Below are 17,165 nucleotides of genomic sequence, written 5' to 3'. Positions count from 1 at the left end.
GGTCACCTCGCGCCTCACCCCGTGAAACGCCCGGCGAAGCGGGCGACCTCCTCCAGCACCTCCGCGCGGTTCGTCTCGTTGAACACCTCGTGTTGCGCCCCGGGGAACAACCGGGCGGTGAAGTCGGGGCCCGCGAAGTCCGTGATGCCCACCAGCGTGTCCGCCACCGGCACCAGCCGGTCCTGCGAGCCGTGCAGCCAGAGCAGCGGCAGGTGGGTGCGACCGCTTTCGGTGATCCGCCCAAGCTCCGTGGTGATCGCCGCGAGCGTGGGACGTTTGAACGGGCCGTGCCAGACCAGCTCGTCGGCGACGTAGGCGGCGCCGACCGAGGGATCGCGCGACAGCGTCGCCGGATCGATCGGGGTCTCGGGGATCGGGGTGGCGGCCAAAAGCTCCTCCGCCACCGTCCAGCGCCCCAGCACCGGCCCCGACAGCACGAGACCGCTGACCCCGTCAGGGTGGCGCTGGGTGTAGCGGGCCGCGATCAACCCGCCCAGGGAGTGACCGACCAGCACCAGGGGCAGCGACCGGTAGGCCGTGCGGGCCTGGGTGACGACGCGGTGCACGTCGTCGACGACCTCGGCGAAGTCCTCGATCAGCACCCGTTCCCCCGAGGAACGGCCGTGCCCGCGATGGTCCAGGCCGTAGACGGCCGCGCCACGCTCGCAAAGGAACCGGGCGACCTGCTCGTAACGCCCGATGTGCTCACCGTAGCCGTGCACCAGCACGGCCAGCCAGGTGGGCTCGGCGGAGGTGGCCGCCCACGCCTTGGCGAACAGCCGTTCCGATCCGCCGGGACCGCCCGGCAGCCCCCACTCCCGTGTGCCGACCACGTGCCCGTCCTCTCCTCCATGCTCGGGTGCGCCACCGGAAGGCTAGTCCTCGGGCAGGGCCGTGCGAAACACCGAATCCGGCGCCGAGGGGCGGCGCCTTCCCGTGTCTTTCGACGAGGCCGGGGCGATGCGACGGGGCAGGGGAGGCACAACGGAAGAGAACGGGGGCGTTCCGCCCGTTCCCTGCTTGGAAACACGGTGGTGCTCTCTTCTAGGGTGGGGAAGTGGCGGGAGGCGACCGAGGACTCCGCGCCCCGCACCCCATCCGCCGCCGTCATGGGAGGTGACGCCAGTGTTGGCCGATTCCTATGGAAGGACAGCCACCGATCTGAGGGTCTCCCTCACGGATCGGTGCAACCTGCGCTGCTCCTACTGCATGCCCCCCGAGGGCCTGGACTGGCTGCCCAAACCCGAACTGCTCACCGACGACGAGCTCAACCGGCTGATCCGCATCGGTGTGACGATGCTGGGGATCGAGGAGGTGCGCTTCACCGGCGGCGAACCGCTGCTGCGGCGTGGCCTGCCCGGGATCGTCGCCGCCACCACGGCACTGGAACCCCGGCCCACCACGGCCCTGACCACCAACGGGATCGGGCTGGCCCGCCTGGCTCCGGCCCTGGCCGAGGCGGGACTGCGGCGGGTCAACGTCTCCCTCGACACGCTCGACCCCGACGTGTTCGAACGGCTCGCCCGCCGCCGGCGTCTGGACGACGTACTCGAGGGCATGGCCGGGGCCGCCGCGGCCGGCCTCGTCCCGGTCAAGGTCAACGCGGTCCTCATGCGCGGTGTCAACGACCACGAGGCGACGCGGTTGCTGCGCTACTGCCTCGACCACGGCTACGAGCTGCGCTTCATCGAACAGATGCCGCTGGACGCCCAGCACGGCTGGCGGCGCGACAACATGATCACCGCCGAGGAGATCCTCGACCGCCTCAGCGCGGAGTTCCACCTGGAGCCCGCCGGCGACGCCGAGCGCGGCAGCGCGCCCGCCGAGGTGTTCTGGGTCGACGGTGGACCGCAACGGGTCGGCGTCATCGGTTCGGTGACCCGCCCCTTCTGCGGTGCCTGCGACCGCGTCCGGCTGACCGCCGACGGACAGATCCGCAACTGCCTGTTCGCCCGTGAGGAGTCGGACCTGCGCGCGCTGTTGCGCGGCGGGGCGGACGACGAGGAGATCGCCCAGCGGTGGCGGGCCGCGGTCGCCGGCAAGCTTCCGGGGCACGGCATCAACGACCCCAGTTTCCTGCAACCCTCCCGCCCGATGTCGGCCATCGGGGGGTGAGCCGGAGCCGGTCCGGCCGGATCCGCCCGGGCATCCGCGGCGAGAAATGATTTGCCCTCCTGTGGTGGCTTCTGACTTGATGGTTGGGACACGGTGAACATGACCCACCGTGCCGTTCCGCCCGATTGACGAGGAGGAGGCCCATGCCGCACACCGAAGCCCCCGGGGTCCGGGTCCCCATCCGGATGTGGGCCGACCCGGCGACGGTCGAACAGGCGGCCATGGACCAGCTGCGCAACGTCACCATGCTGCCGTGGGTCCACGGCCTGGCCGTCATGCCCGATGTCCACTACGGCAAGGGCGCGACGGTCGGCTCGGTCATCGCCATGCGCGACGCCGTCTCCCCCTCGGCGGTCGGAGTGGACATCGGCTGCGGCATGACCGCGGTCAAGACCTCGCTGCGGGCCGAGGACCTGCCCGACGACCTCGGCCGGCTGCGCTCCAGCCTGGAGAAGGCGATCCCCGTCGGCTTCCACATGCACGACACCCCCGTCGATCCACGCCGCGTGCACGGGCTCGCGACCTCCGACTGGGGCCGTTTCTGGGAGGGGTTCGAGACGCTGGCGCCCGCCGTGCGCGGCCGGCGCGAACGCGCCGCCAAGCAGATCGGGACGCTGGGCGGCGGCAACCACTTCCTGGAGATCTGCCTCGACGACGACGCGACGGTCTGGGCGGTGCTGCACTCCGGCTCCCGCAACATCGGCAAGGAGCTCGCCGAGTACCACATCGAACAGGCGCGCCGGCTCCCGCACAACCAGGACCTTCCCGACCGCGACCTGGCCGTGTTCATCGCCGGCACGCCGCAGATGCAGGCCTACCGGCGCGACCTGTTCTGGGCCCAGGACTACGCCCGCCGCAACCGCGACGTCATGATGGGGTTGACCTGTGACGTGCTGCGCCGGTCCTTCCCCCGGGTGCGGTTCGACGAGTGGATCTCCTGTCACCACAACTACGTGGCCGAGGAGACCTACGAGGGCGTGGACGTGCTGGTCACCCGCAAGGGGGCCATCCGGGCCGGCAGGGGCGAGCTCGGCATCATCCCCGGGTCGATGGCCACCGGCACCTACATCGTCCGTGGCCTGGGCAACCCGTTGTCGTTCAACTCCGCCTCCCACGGAGCCGGACGGCGGATGAGCCGCAACAAGGCGAAGAAGACCTTCACCCAGGCCGACCTGATCGAGCAGACCAAGGGGGTGGAGTGCCGTAAGGACGTCGGTGTCCTCGACGAGATCCCCGCCGCCTACAAGGACATCAACGAGGTCATCTCGGCCCAAAGCGACCTGGTCGAGGTCGTCGCCCACCTGCGCCAGATCATCTGCGTCAAAGGGTGACCCACGCGCGGCGCCAATGGTGAGGCCCGCGGGCGACAGGCCCCGAAGCCCGGCTTCGGGGCCTGTGCGCGTTCTCGGGGAGATCAGGGGGCCGTGTGCTCGGTGGTGGGGAGCGGGACGGAAATGGCCGTATGCGCTTTCGGATGCCTCCCGGAAATGCCGGCCGGGGGCCTCTGGGAGAAGGTCGGTGTTTCACCGATTTCGCTCAGGGCAGCGTCCAACATGAACCTCCGATGGCCGGTTCGAGATCCGGCCCCGACCCCACGGGAGGCAGGAAATGGACACGGGCCTGATCATCGGCCTCGTCATCATCGCGGTCATCGTGGTGATCGCTGTGGCCGCCGCGCTCGTGATTCTGCCCGGGCGTCGAAGCAGGCACCTCAAGCAGAAATTCGGCCCGGAATACGACCGGGAACTGCGCCGCCACCCCGACCGTCGCAGCGCCGAACGGGAACTCGCCCGCCGTGAGAAACGGCACGCGAAATTGCACATCCGGCCGCTTTCCGCGGAATCGCGTACGCAATACGCGGAAGGGTGGGCGCGAATTCAGGAGCGGTTCGTCGACGAACCCGTCGAAGCGGTTCGCGAGGCCGACCGGCTGGTGACACGTCTCATGGCCGACCGCGGCTACCCCACCGACGGTTACGAGCAGCAGGTCGCCGACCTGTCCGTGGAGCACGCCCGCACGATCGGGCACTACCGGGACGGTCGCGAGATCGGCGAGCGTGGCGCGCGCGGCGAGGCCACGACCGAGGACCTGCGCAACGCCATGGTCCACTACCGGACCCTCTTCGCCGAACTGCTGGAGACCGATCCACGCGGCGCCGACGGACAGAGCGAGCACGGACCGGCCGAGCACGGCGCGGCTCACCGACCGTCGACGGACTCCCCGCGCAGTGACGCCGCACGCTGACCACGAGGACCACGGACCCGAAGGAGGAGCATCCGTGCATTCCGAACGCGACACCCGAACCGCCCCCGACGACGTCGAGGCCAGCCGCCGTGAGGCGCGCTGGAACTTCCGCCGCTCGGAGAAGCGGCGCAGCGCCCACGAGGCGTCCGCCGGCGACCAAAGGGCCGACGACACCATGGTCGGCTTCGTCGACACCCACCCCGACGACCACGACACCGCATCCACCGGGGAACACGCCGACACCACCACGCGGTTGTCCCGCGACCCGGCCGTGGCGGCCTCCACCGACAGCGGCCGGGTTCCGGCGCCGCGGACCGCCGCCGCGCGCGGCGGCGCCGGATCGAGCCCGGCGGCGACCGGTGGGGAGGACTACCGCACACGCTGGCGTGAGCTCCAGGGCGACTTCGTCGACGACCCGCAGCGCGCCGTGCGCGAGGCGGACCGGCTCGTCGGCCACGCCGTGGAGGAGCTGACGGCCGCACTCAACGAACACCGGCGCGCCCTCGAACGCCGGTGGAGCGGCGACGGCGCCACCGCCGACACCGAGGAGCTGCGCCAGGCCCTGCGCGGCTACAGGGGGCTGCTGGAGCGGCTGGTGGCCGCCAACGGCCCGACCTCCGGCCTCTGACGGGGAGGGGCGGGGCCCGGACCGGACGGTCCGGGCCCCGCTCCATGTCCGGCTTCTCATGGTGGCAACACCCCGGCGCGCGGGGATCCCAGGCGAGACGCCCGACGCCGGGCCGGGCCGTTCCCGGCCGGCGGCCGGCTTTTCGAGGTGCGGCATCCCCGGAAAGCCGCCGTGCCGTCCGGTGTCCCGTCACGACCGCGTCAACATCGCGGCCCGGCGCGTCAAGCCCGCGTCAAAACCCCTCCCGGCGGGCGAACGCCTCCACCTAGCGTGATCCACGGCCCGCACCGGGCCGCACGGCACCCGCGCGCGAGAGAGGCGACGCAATGATGGACACCGACATACCGAGACCGGGACGGGCCGCCGTCCTGTTCGTCCCCGTCCACGAGGGGAAGGGGGCCGTCGCGCTGCGGTCGGCCCGCCTGGGATCGGGGGAACGGGTCGTGCCGGCCTTCACCACGGCCCCGCGCCTACGCGCGGCCATGGGGGCCGGCCAGCGCTGGATCCGCCTGGCGGAGCCGGCGGTGCGCGCGCTGACCGCCCCGCTGGGGATCTCACGCCTGTGGATCGATCCGCTGGTCGTGGCATCGGGACCGGCCCCCGCCGGTCGGGAACGTGACAGGGCCGGCGCGCGCCACGGCGTGCGAGCCCAGGGCTGAGGCGGGACATGGACAGCACACAGACCCCCGTTCCCTGTGGCGCTCCGTGGCCGCACCGCGCGGTGTGGGCCACGGCCGGAGAACTCGTGATCGACGGTGTCGCGATGGCGGCCCTCGCCCGGCGCTACGGCACCCCCGTCTACGTCATGGCCGAACGCGACGTCCGGGATCGCTGCCGGGCCTACCGGTCGGCCCTGCCCGGCGCCGAGATCGCCTACGCGGGCAAGGCGTTCCTGTGCCGGGAGATGGTCAGGTGGATCGAGGAGGAGGGGCTCTGGCTGGACCTCGCCTCCTCGGGGGAGCTCGCGGTCGCCCGCACCGCCGGGTTCCCGCCCGAGCGGGTCCTGGTGCACGGGAACGCCAAGACCCCGCGTGACCTCGCCGCGGCGCTGGACCTCGGCGTGGGCCGCATCGTGGTGGACTCCATCGGCGAGATCAACCGGATCGCGGCCGGCGCCTCACGCGCTCGCCCACAGCGGGTCATGCTGCGGGTGACCCCCGGTGTGACGACCCGGACCCATCCCGCCGTGGCCACCGGGGGCGAGGACCAGAAGTTCGGCCTGTCGATCTCCTCGGGCGCCGCGCTGGAGGCGGTCCGGCGGGTCCTGGACCATCCCGAACTCGTGCTGACCGGGCTGCACTGCCACATCGGGTCACAGCTCGGCGAGGTCCGGCCCTATCTCATCGCGCTGCGCCGCCTCGTCGCCCTCCTCGCCGAGATCCGGGACCGGCACGGGCGGGTCCTCGACGAGCTGAACCTCGGCGGAGGGCATGGCGTCGCCACCCGTCCCGGTGGCGCGGCGTTGGACGTCACCCGGCTGGGGCCGCGCCTCACCGCCACGCTGCGCGCCGCCTGCGCGGCCTGCGATCTGCCGGTTCCCCGCCTGTTCGTGGAGCCGGGCCGGGCGATCGCCGCCGCCGCGGGGGTCACCCTGTACCGGGTGGTGGCGATCAAAGCGCGCCCGGGCGGAGGGGCCTATGTCGCGGTGGACGGCGGGATGAGCGACAACCCCCGTCCCGCGCTGTACGGCGCCCACCACGAGGTGGCGCTGGTGGGGCGGCGCAGCGAGGCCCCGCTGCGCACCATGACGATCGCGGGACGCCACTGCGAGGCGGGCGATCTGCTGGCGGCCGACGTCGCGCTGCCCGCCGACGTGCGCCCGGGTGACCTGCTGGCCTTCGCGGGGACCGGCGCCTACAACCACGCGATGGCGTCCAACTACAACCTCGTCGCGCGCCCGCCGGTCGTGGCGGTCCGCGCGGGGACCGCGCGCCTGATCGTCCGCGCGGAGACGGAGGCCGACCTGCTGGCCCGCGACATGGCGCCGGCCGGCGTCGCAGTCCGTCAGGGCCGGACCGTTGAACCCGTGGGGCATCCTGGGAAGGGGTGACGTCGACGGGACGCGCCCGGTGCGGATCCAGGGGGCCTGATGGCACGGACGCGATCCTTCGACGCGGTCATCCTGGCCGGCGGCGCCGCGCGCCGGCTGGGGGGTGTGGACAAGCCGGGGCTCGACGTCGGCGGGACCACACTGGTGGAGCGCGTCGCGGCGGCGGCGCGCGGTGCGCGGCGGCTGGTGATCGTGGGGCCCGAACGCTCCCGTCCGGCCGCCCGCTACGTCCGGGAGGACCCGCCCGGGGGCGGCCCGGTCCCGGCGCTGCGGGCCGGGATCGCCCAGGTGGATGCCCCGTGGTGCGCCGTGCTCGCCGCCGACATGCCTTTCTTCACCGCCGCCGATCTCGAGCGCCTGCTCGCGGCGGCCGAGGGGGCGAACGGGGCGGTCGCGGTGGACGCCGAGGGGCATCCGCAGTGGCTGGCGGGGATCTGGTCGACCCATGCGCTTCGTCGGGCCCTGGCCGACTACGCGGGGCGGTCGCTGCGCGGTCTCCTCGCCCCGTTGGAACCGGTGCGGGTCTCCCCGGCCGACCTGGCGGACAGCGGGATCGCGGTTTTCGACTGCGACACCCCCGAGGCGCTCGCCCGGGCCCGCGCCACGGTGAGGCCGCCTCGGCCGGATGAGGCCACCGGCTGAGCCGCCCTCTCAGTCCTCCAGGTCCTCGAAGGGGACCGTCTCGCGGAGGAAGCCGCGGACGTCCAGGAACGAGGTGAGGTAGGCCCGGTGCTCGTCGCAGGCGAGCCAGGTCTTGCGGCGCTCGGGGGTGTGCAGGCGGGGGTTGTTCCACCGCAGCGCCCACCGGGCGGGGAGGGCGCATCCCCGGCGGGAGCAGCGCGCCTCGTGCGGGCCTGTGGGCCGCGCCTGTTCGTCGTCCTCGTTGCGCATTCTTTACCCCCGGGCTCGAAAAGCGTGATCTCGACCGGGAAAAGGTCAAGGGGGAATCCCGGGCGACAAAAAGCGACGCCGGGTGGCTACGGGGGCAAACCACCCGACGTCGCATGCGGTGTTTCGACGGGGGCTCGAAACACCGACCGTGCGCTTCGACGGGGGACCGAAGCGCTGATTCCCAATGTACACCGCCCATCCCCCCTGTACGTCAAGAGTCTGTTACGACGTGATCTCGGGAGAGTCCCGTACTTTCCTTGCCCTTTGGCCCTAAAACACCACCAAGGGCACCGGAGTACCACTGGTCACACCCGGGAGATCGGTCACGGGCGGGTTGCTTTGAGTTCACGGAATCGTCAAGTCCCCCCGTTGTCCCGGCCGGCGGATCGGGATTGGCCGGCGAAGGGTGGGGAAGCGGCTTCGCCACATCGATTCTGGGGGATGAACCATGTCCGAGCACACCTATCGCGTCACCGAAATCGTGGGAACCTCGCCAGAGGGCGTCGAGAAGGCGATCCGCAACGGAATCGCCCGGGCCTCCTCGACGCTGCGCGGCCTGGACTGGTTCGAGGTCACCGAGCTGCGCGGCCACATCGAGAACGGCGAGATCGCGCACTTCCAGGTGGGATTGAAGATCGGCTTCCGCCTGGAGGGGTGAAAGGGGTCGGTCGCGCCGCGGGACCCGCGCTGTCGCGCGGCGCGACCCTCACCGGCGACGCACCCGCACAGACGGCGCCGGCCCCGGCTCCGGGGGCTTCCCGGGGCATGGAGACAGCTTAAACCAAGTTAGCCAGTAGGAAAAGAGGGAAATTGGTCCGGGATCGACCCCGCCCCGCGTACGCCGACACGGGGCGGGGTCACGCCGTCACGAGGCCTGGCTCACCGTCGACATGTTGAAGTCCGGCACGCGCACCGGAGGCATCATGCTGCGGGGGAAGAAATCACCGACCTCCCGGGACAGGGCCGCGACGCTCGCTCCCGCCTCCGAGATCCGGCCGAGCAGGCCGACCGGCGACTCGTTGAAGCGGAAGTTGTTCACCGCGCCCACGACCTCGCCGTCCTCGACCAGGTAGACACCGTCACGGGTCAGCCCCGTCAGCAGCATCGTCTGGGGGTCCACCGTGCGGATGTACCACAGACAGGTCAAGAGCAGGCCGCGGGTGGTGCCCGCGACCAGGTCGTCCAGCGTCGCGGTGGCACCGGGCAGCTCCAGGACGAGGTTGTCCACCGGCGGGGTGAGCGGCAACCCCGTCAGCTCGGCGGAGTGGCGGGTCTGCCCCAGCGCGGCCAGCTCCCCCTTGCGCACCCACTCCACCGGCCCCCGGGGCAGGCCGTTGTCGAACGCGCTGAGCCACCGTCCCGGGGCGCCGGAGAGCACGAACGGCGCGCACTCCAGCCCCGGCTGGGCCGGGTCGCTGCGCAACGTCAGCGGAAGCCCGGCCAGGCGTTCGCCCACCCGGGTGCCGCCCCCGGGCGCGGAGAAGGCGGTACGCCCCTCGAAGGCGTCACGCGCCCCGATGTCGAAGTACAGGTTGATCATCAGGTCGGCGACGGCCTCGGGAGGCAGCACCGTCTCATAACGCCCGGCGGGCAGGTCCACCCGACGCCGTCCCCAGGCCAGCCGTCGGTCCAGCTCGGCCGCCAGCGCCTCGACGTCGATGTCGGCGAAGTCCCGGGTGGCCCGGCCCACCCAGGCGGAGTGCGCCGCGCCCGAGGCCGACTCGCCGGACTTCGCGTTGATATCGACGGTGCCGCTCGGCTGGTCGTGCCGCAACCGCACACCGCTGGAGGTGCCCAGGTAGGTCGAGCTCATGGTGTGCTCGGCATAGCCGTACAGGAGGTTCCCCCGGCCCCTGGCCCTCTCGAAGGCCGCCCCGAGCCGGGGGGCGAAGCGTTCGAAGACCGCGATCCCGGTCTCGGCCGGAGGGGAGTCCCAATCGGTGGCCGGAGCCTGTTCCGGTGTGATCAGGGGACGCGCCTCCTCGGCGGGCGGCGCGTCACGGCTCGCCGCCTCGGCCGCGCGCACCAGGTCCTCCAGCAGGTCATCGCGCAGCCCGCTGCGCCGCACCACACCCGCCGACACGCCGGCCCGTCCACCGGTCAACGAGACCACCGTGACGGTGCGTCCCCGGGTGAGGCCGTTGGTGGTGAGGGAGTTGCCCGCCCAACGTAGGTTGGCCGTGCTGTCCTCGCTCACGATCACCATGCAGTCGTCTGATCGGGACAGCCCGAGCGCCCGTTCGACGATCTCCTGCGGGGAAGCGGACTGGTTCACGCCATACCTTTCACTCACGTCGCTCACGCCCCGGCCTCCTGCACGGTGTTGAGCACCCGTACACCCTCGAACAGCGCGCTCGGACAGCCGTGGCTGACCGGTGCCACCTGTCCCGGCTGGCCCTTGCCGCAGTTGAACGCGCCGCCCAGCACGTAGGTCTGCGGACCGCCCAGGGCCCGCATCGAGTTCCAGAACTCCGTCGTGGTGGCCTGGTAGGCGACGTCGCGCACCTGCCCGGCGATCCTCCCGCCCTCGATGAGGTAGAAACGCTGACCGGTGAACTGGAAGTTGTAGCGCTGCATGTCGATGGACCAGCTCCGGTCGCCGACGATGTAGATGCCGCGCTCCACCCCCGAGATCAGCTCCTCGGTGGAGGGGCCGTCCGGCGCGGGGGCCAGCGACACGTTGGCCATGCGCTGGATCGGCATGGTCGCGGGCGAGTCGGCGAAGGCGCAGCCGTTGGAGCGCTCAAGGCCCTGGAGCCGGGAGATGCGGCGGTCGCGCTGGTAGCCGACGAGGACGCCGTCGCGGATCAGGTCGAAGGAGGAGGTCTGCACGCCCTCGTCGTCGTAGCCGATGCTGGCCAGCCCGTGTTCCACCGTGCGGTCGCCGGTCACGTTCATGATCGGCGAACCGTAGCGCAGCGTTCCCAGGCCGTCCACCGTGGCGAAGGAGGTCCCCGCGTAGGCGGCCTCATAGCCCAGGGCGCGGTCGAGCTCGGTGGCGTGCCCGATCGACTCGTGGATGGTCAGCCACAGGTTGGAGGGGTCGATGACCAGGTCGTAGTGGCCGGGGGTGACGCTGGGGGCGGCGAGCTTGGCGGCGAGCAGGTCCGGCAGGTCGGCGAGTTCCGCCTCCAGGAGCGGGACGTACTCATACCCCCGCCCCGCCGGCGGCAGCAGCGTGCGCATACCGTCGAAGCGCCCCTCGGAGGTGGCCAGGGCCTCGATCTGGGGGGCGAGCCGGACGCGCTGCTGGGTGGTCACGGTGCCGGCGGTGTCGGCGTAGAACTTCTGTTCCTTGACCTGCCTGAGCGAGGCGTCCACGTGGTCGACTCTTGAATCGGCCAGCAGGCGGTGGCTCCACTCGGCCAGCAGGGCGATCTTGTCGTGGACGGGGACCTCGAAGGGGTCGCTCTGGTAGGACGACACCCAGGTGACGTCGCGATGGGCCGGCTCGGCGGCCAGCTCGATCGGCTCGGTGTTGATCGAGGAGGCCACCTGCGCCACCTCCACCGCGCGGGAGGCCACCGCCGCGGCGGCGTCCGGGGTCAGGGTGGTTCCCGCGGCGAAGCCCCAGGTGCCCTTGTGGATGACCCGCACCGCGAATCCCAGGGTCTCGGAGTCCGCGGCCGTCTCCACCTCTCCGTCGGTCAGGGCGAGGTTTTGACCGCGGATGCGTTCGAGTCGGAAGTCGGCGTGGTCTACGCCGAGGTCACGGGCGCGTTGCAGGGCCGCGTCGGCGAGCCCGCGCAACGGCAGGTCGAGGAAGTCAGGGTCGATATCACGCACGTGTCGCAACGTAGTGCCTGGACGGCCGCCGGACCAGGTCGACGTCCCCCGACTTCGCCGTTTCGGCCCCGCTGCCGCCGGGACGGGGAGGGGAAGAGCGCAGGTGGGACGGGAAATAGGGGATCAGATATGTCGCCTGGGAGGCTTTCTGCGTTTACCGCCGTGGGTGTGGTATCGGCCATGAGATAACGCCCTGTCCGGGCGTCTGCCGGCTGTTAACGTTGTCCCATCACGCGGTTCTCACGCCTCGCCATCGGCGCGGCGGCCGGGTGAGGAAACACCCCCATTTCATCCCCTCGGGGATGGAACAGGTCATTGCGTCAAAGCGCCGTTCGGTGCCTGTCCTCCGCCATTCGTGCGACCGCCTCCTCGGCGGGTCGAACCGTGGCGGGACGCGCCCGCACGGGGAAGTCCCTTGATCGGGTGATCCGATGATGGGACGTATTGAGGTCTCGTGTCGCCCGCACGCCGTCCGCGTCCCGAGACCACCACTTCCCGTTCCACCGCCTTTCGCAGCGTCAGCAGGAGCCACCGTGTCCGTGAGGATCGTTCCCCTCGCATTGGGCAACTTCGCCGTCAACACCGGCGCCTACCTCGTCTCGGGCCTGCTTCCCGATATCGCCGAGGCGACCGGCACCACGGTTCCCTCGGCCGGCCTGCTCGTCACCGTCTACGCCCTGGCCTACGCCATCGGGGCGCCCCTGTGGGCCGGCCTGCTGGGTCCCCTGGACCGGCGCCGAGTGCTGTGGGCCGCGCTGGGCGTGTGCGCCGTCGGAAACCTCCTGACCGCGCTGGCGCCGGGGCTGCTCTGGCTGGCCGGGGCCCGCGTCGTGGTGGCGATCGGCGCGAGCGTGTTCACCCCCACGGCCCTCGTCCTGGCGGCCGACCTGGCCCGACCCGAGCGGCGAGGCGCTCTCGTCGCCCTGGTCGTCACGGGCTCGGCCCTCGCCCCCGTCCTCGGGGTCCCGGCCGGAGTCCTCCTCTCCCAGCACCTCGGCGCCCAGGCCGTGTTCGCGGTCGTCGCCGTGCTGGTCCTGGCCGCGGCGGCGGGGATCGGCGCGCTGCCTCAGACACCGCGGCCGCCGCGAACCTCGCTGCGCTCCGGACTGGCGCCGCTGGGAGAGGGCGCGCTGACCAAGGTGCTGGGGGTGTCCGCTCTCGCCGCCCTCGCCGACTCCACCGCCTACACCTTCGTCGTACCGTTGCTGAGCGGTTTCGGAGGGGCGACCGGGCAGGCGGTGGGCCTGTTCCTGGTCTGCTACGGCCTGGCCGGCGCGGCCGGTACCTCGATCGCCGGCTGGGCCAGCGACCGGTTCGGCCCGGCGGTGGCGATGGGGGCCTCCCTGACGGCGCTGGCCCTGGGGCTCCTCGCCCTCCCCCTCACCGACGGCGCGCCCCTCCCGGTCCTGCTCTGCGTCGTGCTGTGGGGGCTGGGGGCCTGGGGGGTCGCGCCCGCGGCGCAGGCGCGGCTCCTCCAGGTGACACCCGTGGCCGTCGGCGCCGCGTCGGCGCTCAACGTCTCGGCGATCTGGCTGGGGATGGGACTGGGCGGGACGCTCGGCGGGGAGACGGTGGAAGAGCTCGGGACCTCCGGTCTGGGACCGGTCGGCGGGGCCGTGGCCCTGGGCGCGCTCACCCTGGCGCTCCTGGCCGCGCGACCGCGCCGGGCCGGTCTCCCGGCGGCGCTGGCCGCGCCCGAGACGGCCGGCCCGTGAGCCCGGGCGTCCGGCTCACCCCGAGGCCGGAGCGCCCCGCTGGACGTCGACGTGCACGTGGTCGAGGTGCCGCAGGATCTCGTTGGTGGGGTCGGGGGAGTCGTAGTCGCGCCAGCCCGCCACGGAGAACCGGGTGCTCCAGATCCGGTCGTCGAAGATGATCACGGCGAGGTCGAGCTCCTCGGCGTGGGCCACCAGCCAGTGCGCGAGCAACCAGCCGGCCCGCCGGTTCTCCTCGTCGACCGGGCGGTAGAAGATGTCGATGGCCCGTCCGTCGTAGTGGGCGGAGTCCGCGCCGTGGCCACTGTCGACCCCGCCCGGCTGGAACCCGCCGAGGCTCTGCTCGCCGAACACCTCGGCCATGGCCGTGCGGACCCGTTCGGCGCGGGGGGTCAGGCCCGTGTCCGTCATCTCCTCCACGGGCAGGTCCGCATCGGCCTGGGCGCGGCAGGTCAGGCTGGGACCGGCGTCATCGGGCGGGCCCGAACGCAGCCGTTCCAGCACCAGCGGATCGATTCTGTCGGTGGCCGGGGCCTCGGCGCCGCGCGCCTCCAAGGCGACCGCCGTCGTCGCCCGACGCGCCTCCTCGACCGTCAGCCCAACGGTTCCCGTGGAGGTCTCCACCGAGCACGCCGGCCCCCACGGAAGGGCGGTGGGGGCCAGGCGGTCGCTCACCCACCGTCCGCCCAACACCGCCACCAGCGCCACGACCCCGACCACGCACAGCGTGGCCACCAATCCCCGTATCCACCGCATACCGTGACTTTAGGGTGGGCGCGGGAGCGGTCGCGCCCCACGGCCGTGATCACAGCGCGCCCCACAGCACGAACAGGCCACCCCCTATGAGGGAGAACGCCCAGATCCGGTCCATGGTCACCCACGACAGGCGCAGCGCGTTCACCCCGAAGAAGTCGTAGACGACAAGGGCGACGACACCGGTCGCCACGAGCATCGCCACCGTGTGCACGCCGGTCGCCGCAAGTCCGAGCAGGGTCGCGTCGGCCAGCTCCCATCCGCCCTCGGGCACCGCCACCGCCTCTTCGGAGGCGACCGGGACAGGTTGGGGACGGCCATGCCCGTGCCCGTGTCCGTGCCCCCCGCCCCCCGTGGCCCCCTCGGCGATGTCGCCGGCCAGCACCGGCAGGAGCATCAGCCCGGCGCCGTGCAACGACGACATCAGGAAGGACCACCCGGCGAGCTGCCACGACGACGGACGCACGTCACGCCAGTGAAAGTGGGACCGGGAGAGGAGCACGCCCAGCCCCGCGACGGTGACGACCGCCCCTCCGGCCACGGCGAACCAGTGCGACGCGACGAGGGAGCCGGTCACCGTCACCGCCACGGCGACCACCGCGACCGACGCGGCGTGTCCGCCGACGATGGCCGGCAACGACCACAGCAGCGCGGCCCGGCTACATTCCTGTAACCCCCGAGAGACCGCGACCAGCCAGCCCATGCCCGGATTGATCCCATGGAAGATCCCCATACCCACGAGGAGCAGCACCTGGCCGGTGGTCATGGCCTCTCCGATCGGCGGGCGAGGACGGGCCATCCGGATCGTCACACGCCTTCGTCCGGCGTTCAACGGGGGTGGCGCGAATCGGTCAGAGCCCGTCAGCATCGACTCCCAAGGGCATTCGTCACAATCGGCGTGGGGAATAGGTCCTTTTCCGGCCTGGCTGTGCGTGGTGGCCCATTGGACGACACGAGGCGAGAGGCGGAACACGTGAAGGCTTCGACGAGGGCGGGGAACAACGGCGGCAGGGACACCGTGTCGCGTCCCGACGGCACGCGACCGCGCGACCTCCCGGCGGTGAGCCCCCAGACGTTCCGGCAGACCCTGGGGTCGCACGCGGCGGGGGTGGTGGTCGTGACCGCCCATCCCGGCGACGTGCCGGTCGGCGTCACCGCGACCTCGTTCACCAGTGTCAGCCTGGACCCGCCCCTGGTCTCCTTCTACATCGACGCGCGTTCGGGGTCGTGGCCGGGCATCCGCGACTCCGCGACGTTTGCGATCAACATCCTGGACGAGGGACAGCGCGACCTCGCCGCGCGTTTCGCCACCAGAGGGATCGACAGGTTCGCCGCGCCGACCACGTGGTATCCGGCTCCCGGGGGCGCCCCACTGCTCGACGGGACCGTCGGGCACGTCCTGTGCCGCCGGCACGACCTGCTCGCCGTGGGCGACCACTGGCTCGTGGTGGGGAGGGTGATCGACGCGGCGGTACGCGAGGAGGGACGCCCGCTGCTCTACCACCGCAGTCGCTACGGGCGCTTCGACGCCTGAGGCGGGCCGGATCGGCTCCGACCCGCCAGGTCACGACCTCAGATGACGCCCTGGGCCAGCATGGCCTCGGCCACCCGTTCGAAGCCGGCGATGTTGGCGCCGACGACGTAGTCACCGGGCCGCCCGTAGCGTTCGGCGGTCTGCACGCATGCGTCGTGGATGTCGCGCATGACCTCGGCCAGACGGGTCTCGGTCCGGGAGAAGGACCAGGACTCGCGCGCCGCGTTCTGCTGCATCTCCAGGGCGCTGGTCGCCACGCCGCCGGCGTTGGCGGCCTTGCCCGGGCCGAAGGCGACCCCGGCCTCCTGGAGGACACGCACCCCTTCCGGGGTGGTGGGCATGTTCGCGCCCTCGGCGACCGCGATCACGCCGTTGCGCACCAGGGTCGCGGCGTCCTCCCCGGTCAGCTCGTTCTGGGTGGCGCAGGGCAGGGCCACGTCACAGGGGACGTCCCAGACGCCTCCGGTCGTGACGTACCGGGCGTCGCCGCCACGCCGTTCGGCGTAGTCTGCGACGCGCCCCCGCTCGATCTCCTTGATCTGCTTGAGCAGATCGAGATCGATGCCCTTCTCGTCGACGACGTAACCACCGGAGTCGGAGCAGGTGACCACGGTCGCGCCCAGCTGCTGGGCCTTTTCGATCGCGTACAGCGCGACGTTTCCCGAACCGGAGACCGCGACACGCAGCCCCTCCAGGGAGCGTCCGCGCGCCCGCAGCATCTCGGCGGTGAACAGCACGACCCCGTAACCGGTCGCCTCGGTGCGTACCTGCGAGCCGCCCCAGGCCGTCCCCTTGCCGGTGAGGACGCCCGCCTCGTAGCGGTTGGTGATGCGCCGGTACTGGCCGAACAGGTAACCGATCTCGCGGCCGCCCACGCCGATGTCCCCCGCGGGGACGTCGGTGTGCTCGCCCAGGTGACGGTACAGCTCGGTCATGAACGACTGGCAGAAGCGCATGACCTCGGCGTCGGAACGCCCCTTGGGGTCGAAGTCGCTGCCGCCCTTGCCGCCCCCGATGGACAGACCGGTGAGCGCGTTCTTGAAGATCTGCTCGAAACCGAGGAACTTCACGATGCCGAGGTTCACCGTCGGGTGGAAGCGCAGGCCGCCCTTGTAGGGGCCGAGGGCACTGTTGAACTCCACCCGGAAGCCGCGGTTGACGTGGATGTCGCCGGCGTCGTCGGTCCAGGGGACACGGAAGATGATCTGGCGCTCCGGTTCGCAGATCCGTTCGATGAGCCGGGCCTCGACGAACTCGGGGCGCTGCCTGAGGACGGGGGCGAGGGTCTCCAGCACCTCGCCCACGGCCTGGTGGAACTCCCGTTCACCGGGGTTGCGTTCCAGGATCTGGGCGTGCAACGCCTCGATGCGCTCGTCTCCCTGGAATGTTGACATAGGTATGCCTCCGCGTCGCTGGGCGTTCCTCGCGCGACGCGCGTTCACGGCGCGT

The 17,165-nt window shown here is 71.8% G+C and carries 17 protein-coding genes; 10 read left to right on the top strand and 7 right to left on the bottom strand.

The features are described 5' to 3' along the window. Positions 1-14: 14 nt before the first annotated feature. Positions 15-833: an alpha/beta hydrolase gene (locus ACYVHU_RS21025; RefSeq protein WP_078759752.1), complete on the bottom strand. Its 819-nt coding sequence runs from the start codon at positions 831-833 to the stop codon at positions 15-17. A 292-nt stretch (positions 834-1,125) separates the two neighbouring features. Here ACYVHU_RS21025 and moaA point away from each other — a divergent pair, with 292 nt between their 5' ends. From moaA to mobA, 7 genes are all read left to right on the top strand, one after another. Next, entirely contained in the window at positions 1,126-2,115 is a 990-nt protein-coding gene (gene moaA / locus ACYVHU_RS21020) for a GTP 3',8-cyclase MoaA (RefSeq protein ID WP_498949313.1), read from the top strand. A 143-nt stretch (positions 2,116-2,258) separates the two neighbouring features. Further along, positions 2,259-3,446, top strand: a complete 1,188-nt coding sequence (locus ACYVHU_RS21015) for an RtcB family protein (RefSeq protein ID WP_078759750.1) — start codon at positions 2,259-2,261, stop codon at positions 3,444-3,446. Positions 3,447-3,723: 277 nt separating this feature from the next. Continuing rightward, the gene (locus ACYVHU_RS21010) at positions 3,724-4,359 is read left to right on the top strand and encodes a hypothetical protein (protein ID WP_432941372.1); all 636 of its coding nucleotides are present in this window, start codon (positions 3,724-3,726) and stop codon (positions 4,357-4,359) included. Between the two features lie 34 nt (positions 4,360-4,393). Then, on the top strand, positions 4,394-4,987 hold the full coding sequence (locus tag ACYVHU_RS21005) for a hypothetical protein (RefSeq protein WP_144290650.1): 594 nt from the start codon (positions 4,394-4,396) through the stop codon (positions 4,985-4,987). A 326-nt stretch (positions 4,988-5,313) separates the two neighbouring features. Beyond that, positions 5,314-5,646, top strand: a complete 333-nt coding sequence (locus tag ACYVHU_RS21000; protein WP_144290649.1) for an SAV_915 family protein — start codon at positions 5,314-5,316, stop codon at positions 5,644-5,646. A gap of 8 nt (positions 5,647-5,654) precedes the next feature. Next, positions 5,655-7,037 carry a diaminopimelate decarboxylase gene (gene lysA / locus ACYVHU_RS20995; RefSeq protein WP_078759748.1) on the top strand — a complete coding sequence of 461 codons (1,383 nt, stop codon included), beginning with the start codon at positions 5,655-5,657 and terminating at the stop codon, positions 7,035-7,037. Positions 7,038-7,076: 39 nt separating this feature from the next. After that, the gene (gene mobA / locus ACYVHU_RS20990) at positions 7,077-7,679 is read left to right on the top strand and encodes a molybdenum cofactor guanylyltransferase (RefSeq protein ID WP_078759747.1); all 603 of its coding nucleotides are present in this window, start codon (positions 7,077-7,079) and stop codon (positions 7,677-7,679) included. Between the two features lie 9 nt (positions 7,680-7,688). On the opposite strand, the gene ACYVHU_RS20985 is transcribed toward mobA, so the two are convergent. After that, a complete protein-coding gene (locus ACYVHU_RS20985; protein WP_078759746.1) occupies positions 7,689-7,928 on the bottom strand; it encodes a hypothetical protein in 240 nt (79 codons plus the stop codon). 448 nt (positions 7,929-8,376) lie between these two features. Between ACYVHU_RS20985 and ACYVHU_RS20980 the strand changes: the two genes are divergently transcribed. After that, the gene (locus ACYVHU_RS20980) at positions 8,377-8,586 is read left to right on the top strand and encodes a dodecin (protein WP_078759745.1); all 210 of its coding nucleotides are present in this window, start codon (positions 8,377-8,379) and stop codon (positions 8,584-8,586) included. A 207-nt stretch (positions 8,587-8,793) separates the two neighbouring features. Here ACYVHU_RS20980 and ACYVHU_RS20975 read toward each other — a convergent pair whose 3' ends face one another. Both ACYVHU_RS20975 and ACYVHU_RS20970 read right to left on the bottom strand, forming a co-directional pair. After that, positions 8,794-10,203 (bottom strand): metallopeptidase TldD-related protein, encoded by a 1,410-nt coding sequence (locus ACYVHU_RS20975; protein ID WP_235000629.1) that lies wholly within the window; start codon positions 10,201-10,203, stop codon positions 8,794-8,796. Positions 10,204-10,226: 23 nt separating this feature from the next. Then, positions 10,227-11,714, bottom strand: a complete 1,488-nt coding sequence (locus ACYVHU_RS20970) for a TldD/PmbA family protein (protein WP_078759744.1) — start codon at positions 11,712-11,714, stop codon at positions 10,227-10,229. A 539-nt stretch (positions 11,715-12,253) separates the two neighbouring features. On the opposite strand from ACYVHU_RS20970, the gene ACYVHU_RS20965 reads away from it, so the two are divergent. Beyond that, positions 12,254-13,429 carry an MFS transporter gene (locus ACYVHU_RS20965; RefSeq protein WP_498949312.1) on the top strand — a complete coding sequence of 392 codons (1,176 nt, stop codon included), beginning with the start codon at positions 12,254-12,256 and terminating at the stop codon, positions 13,427-13,429. Between the two features lie 15 nt (positions 13,430-13,444). On the opposite strand, the gene ACYVHU_RS20960 is transcribed toward ACYVHU_RS20965, so the two are convergent. Both ACYVHU_RS20960 and ACYVHU_RS20955 read right to left on the bottom strand, forming a co-directional pair. Continuing rightward, positions 13,445-14,185 carry a VldE C-terminal domain-containing protein gene (locus ACYVHU_RS20960; protein WP_432941361.1) on the bottom strand — a complete coding sequence of 247 codons (741 nt, stop codon included), beginning with the start codon at positions 14,183-14,185 and terminating at the stop codon, positions 13,445-13,447. A 49-nt stretch (positions 14,186-14,234) separates the two neighbouring features. Continuing rightward, positions 14,235-14,948 (bottom strand): cell wall anchor protein, encoded by a 714-nt coding sequence (locus tag ACYVHU_RS20955; RefSeq protein ID WP_432941358.1) that lies wholly within the window; start codon positions 14,946-14,948, stop codon positions 14,235-14,237. 207 nt (positions 14,949-15,155) lie between these two features. On the opposite strand from ACYVHU_RS20955, the gene ACYVHU_RS20950 reads away from it, so the two are divergent. Continuing rightward, positions 15,156-15,716 carry a flavin reductase family protein gene (locus tag ACYVHU_RS20950; protein WP_327307617.1) on the top strand — a complete coding sequence of 187 codons (561 nt, stop codon included), beginning with the start codon at positions 15,156-15,158 and terminating at the stop codon, positions 15,714-15,716. Between the two features lie 38 nt (positions 15,717-15,754). On the opposite strand, the gene gdhA is transcribed toward ACYVHU_RS20950, so the two are convergent. Further along, entirely contained in the window at positions 15,755-17,110 is a 1,356-nt protein-coding gene (gdhA, locus tag ACYVHU_RS20945; RefSeq protein ID WP_078759741.1) for an NADP-specific glutamate dehydrogenase, read from the bottom strand. Between the last annotated feature and the right edge of the window lie 55 nt (positions 17,111-17,165).

The sequence above is a fragment of the Marinactinospora endophytica genome (genome assembly GCF_054780875.1).
The sequence above is the reverse complement of the archived record's forward strand: the minus strand, read 5'-3'. Positions and strand labels throughout refer to the sequence as shown.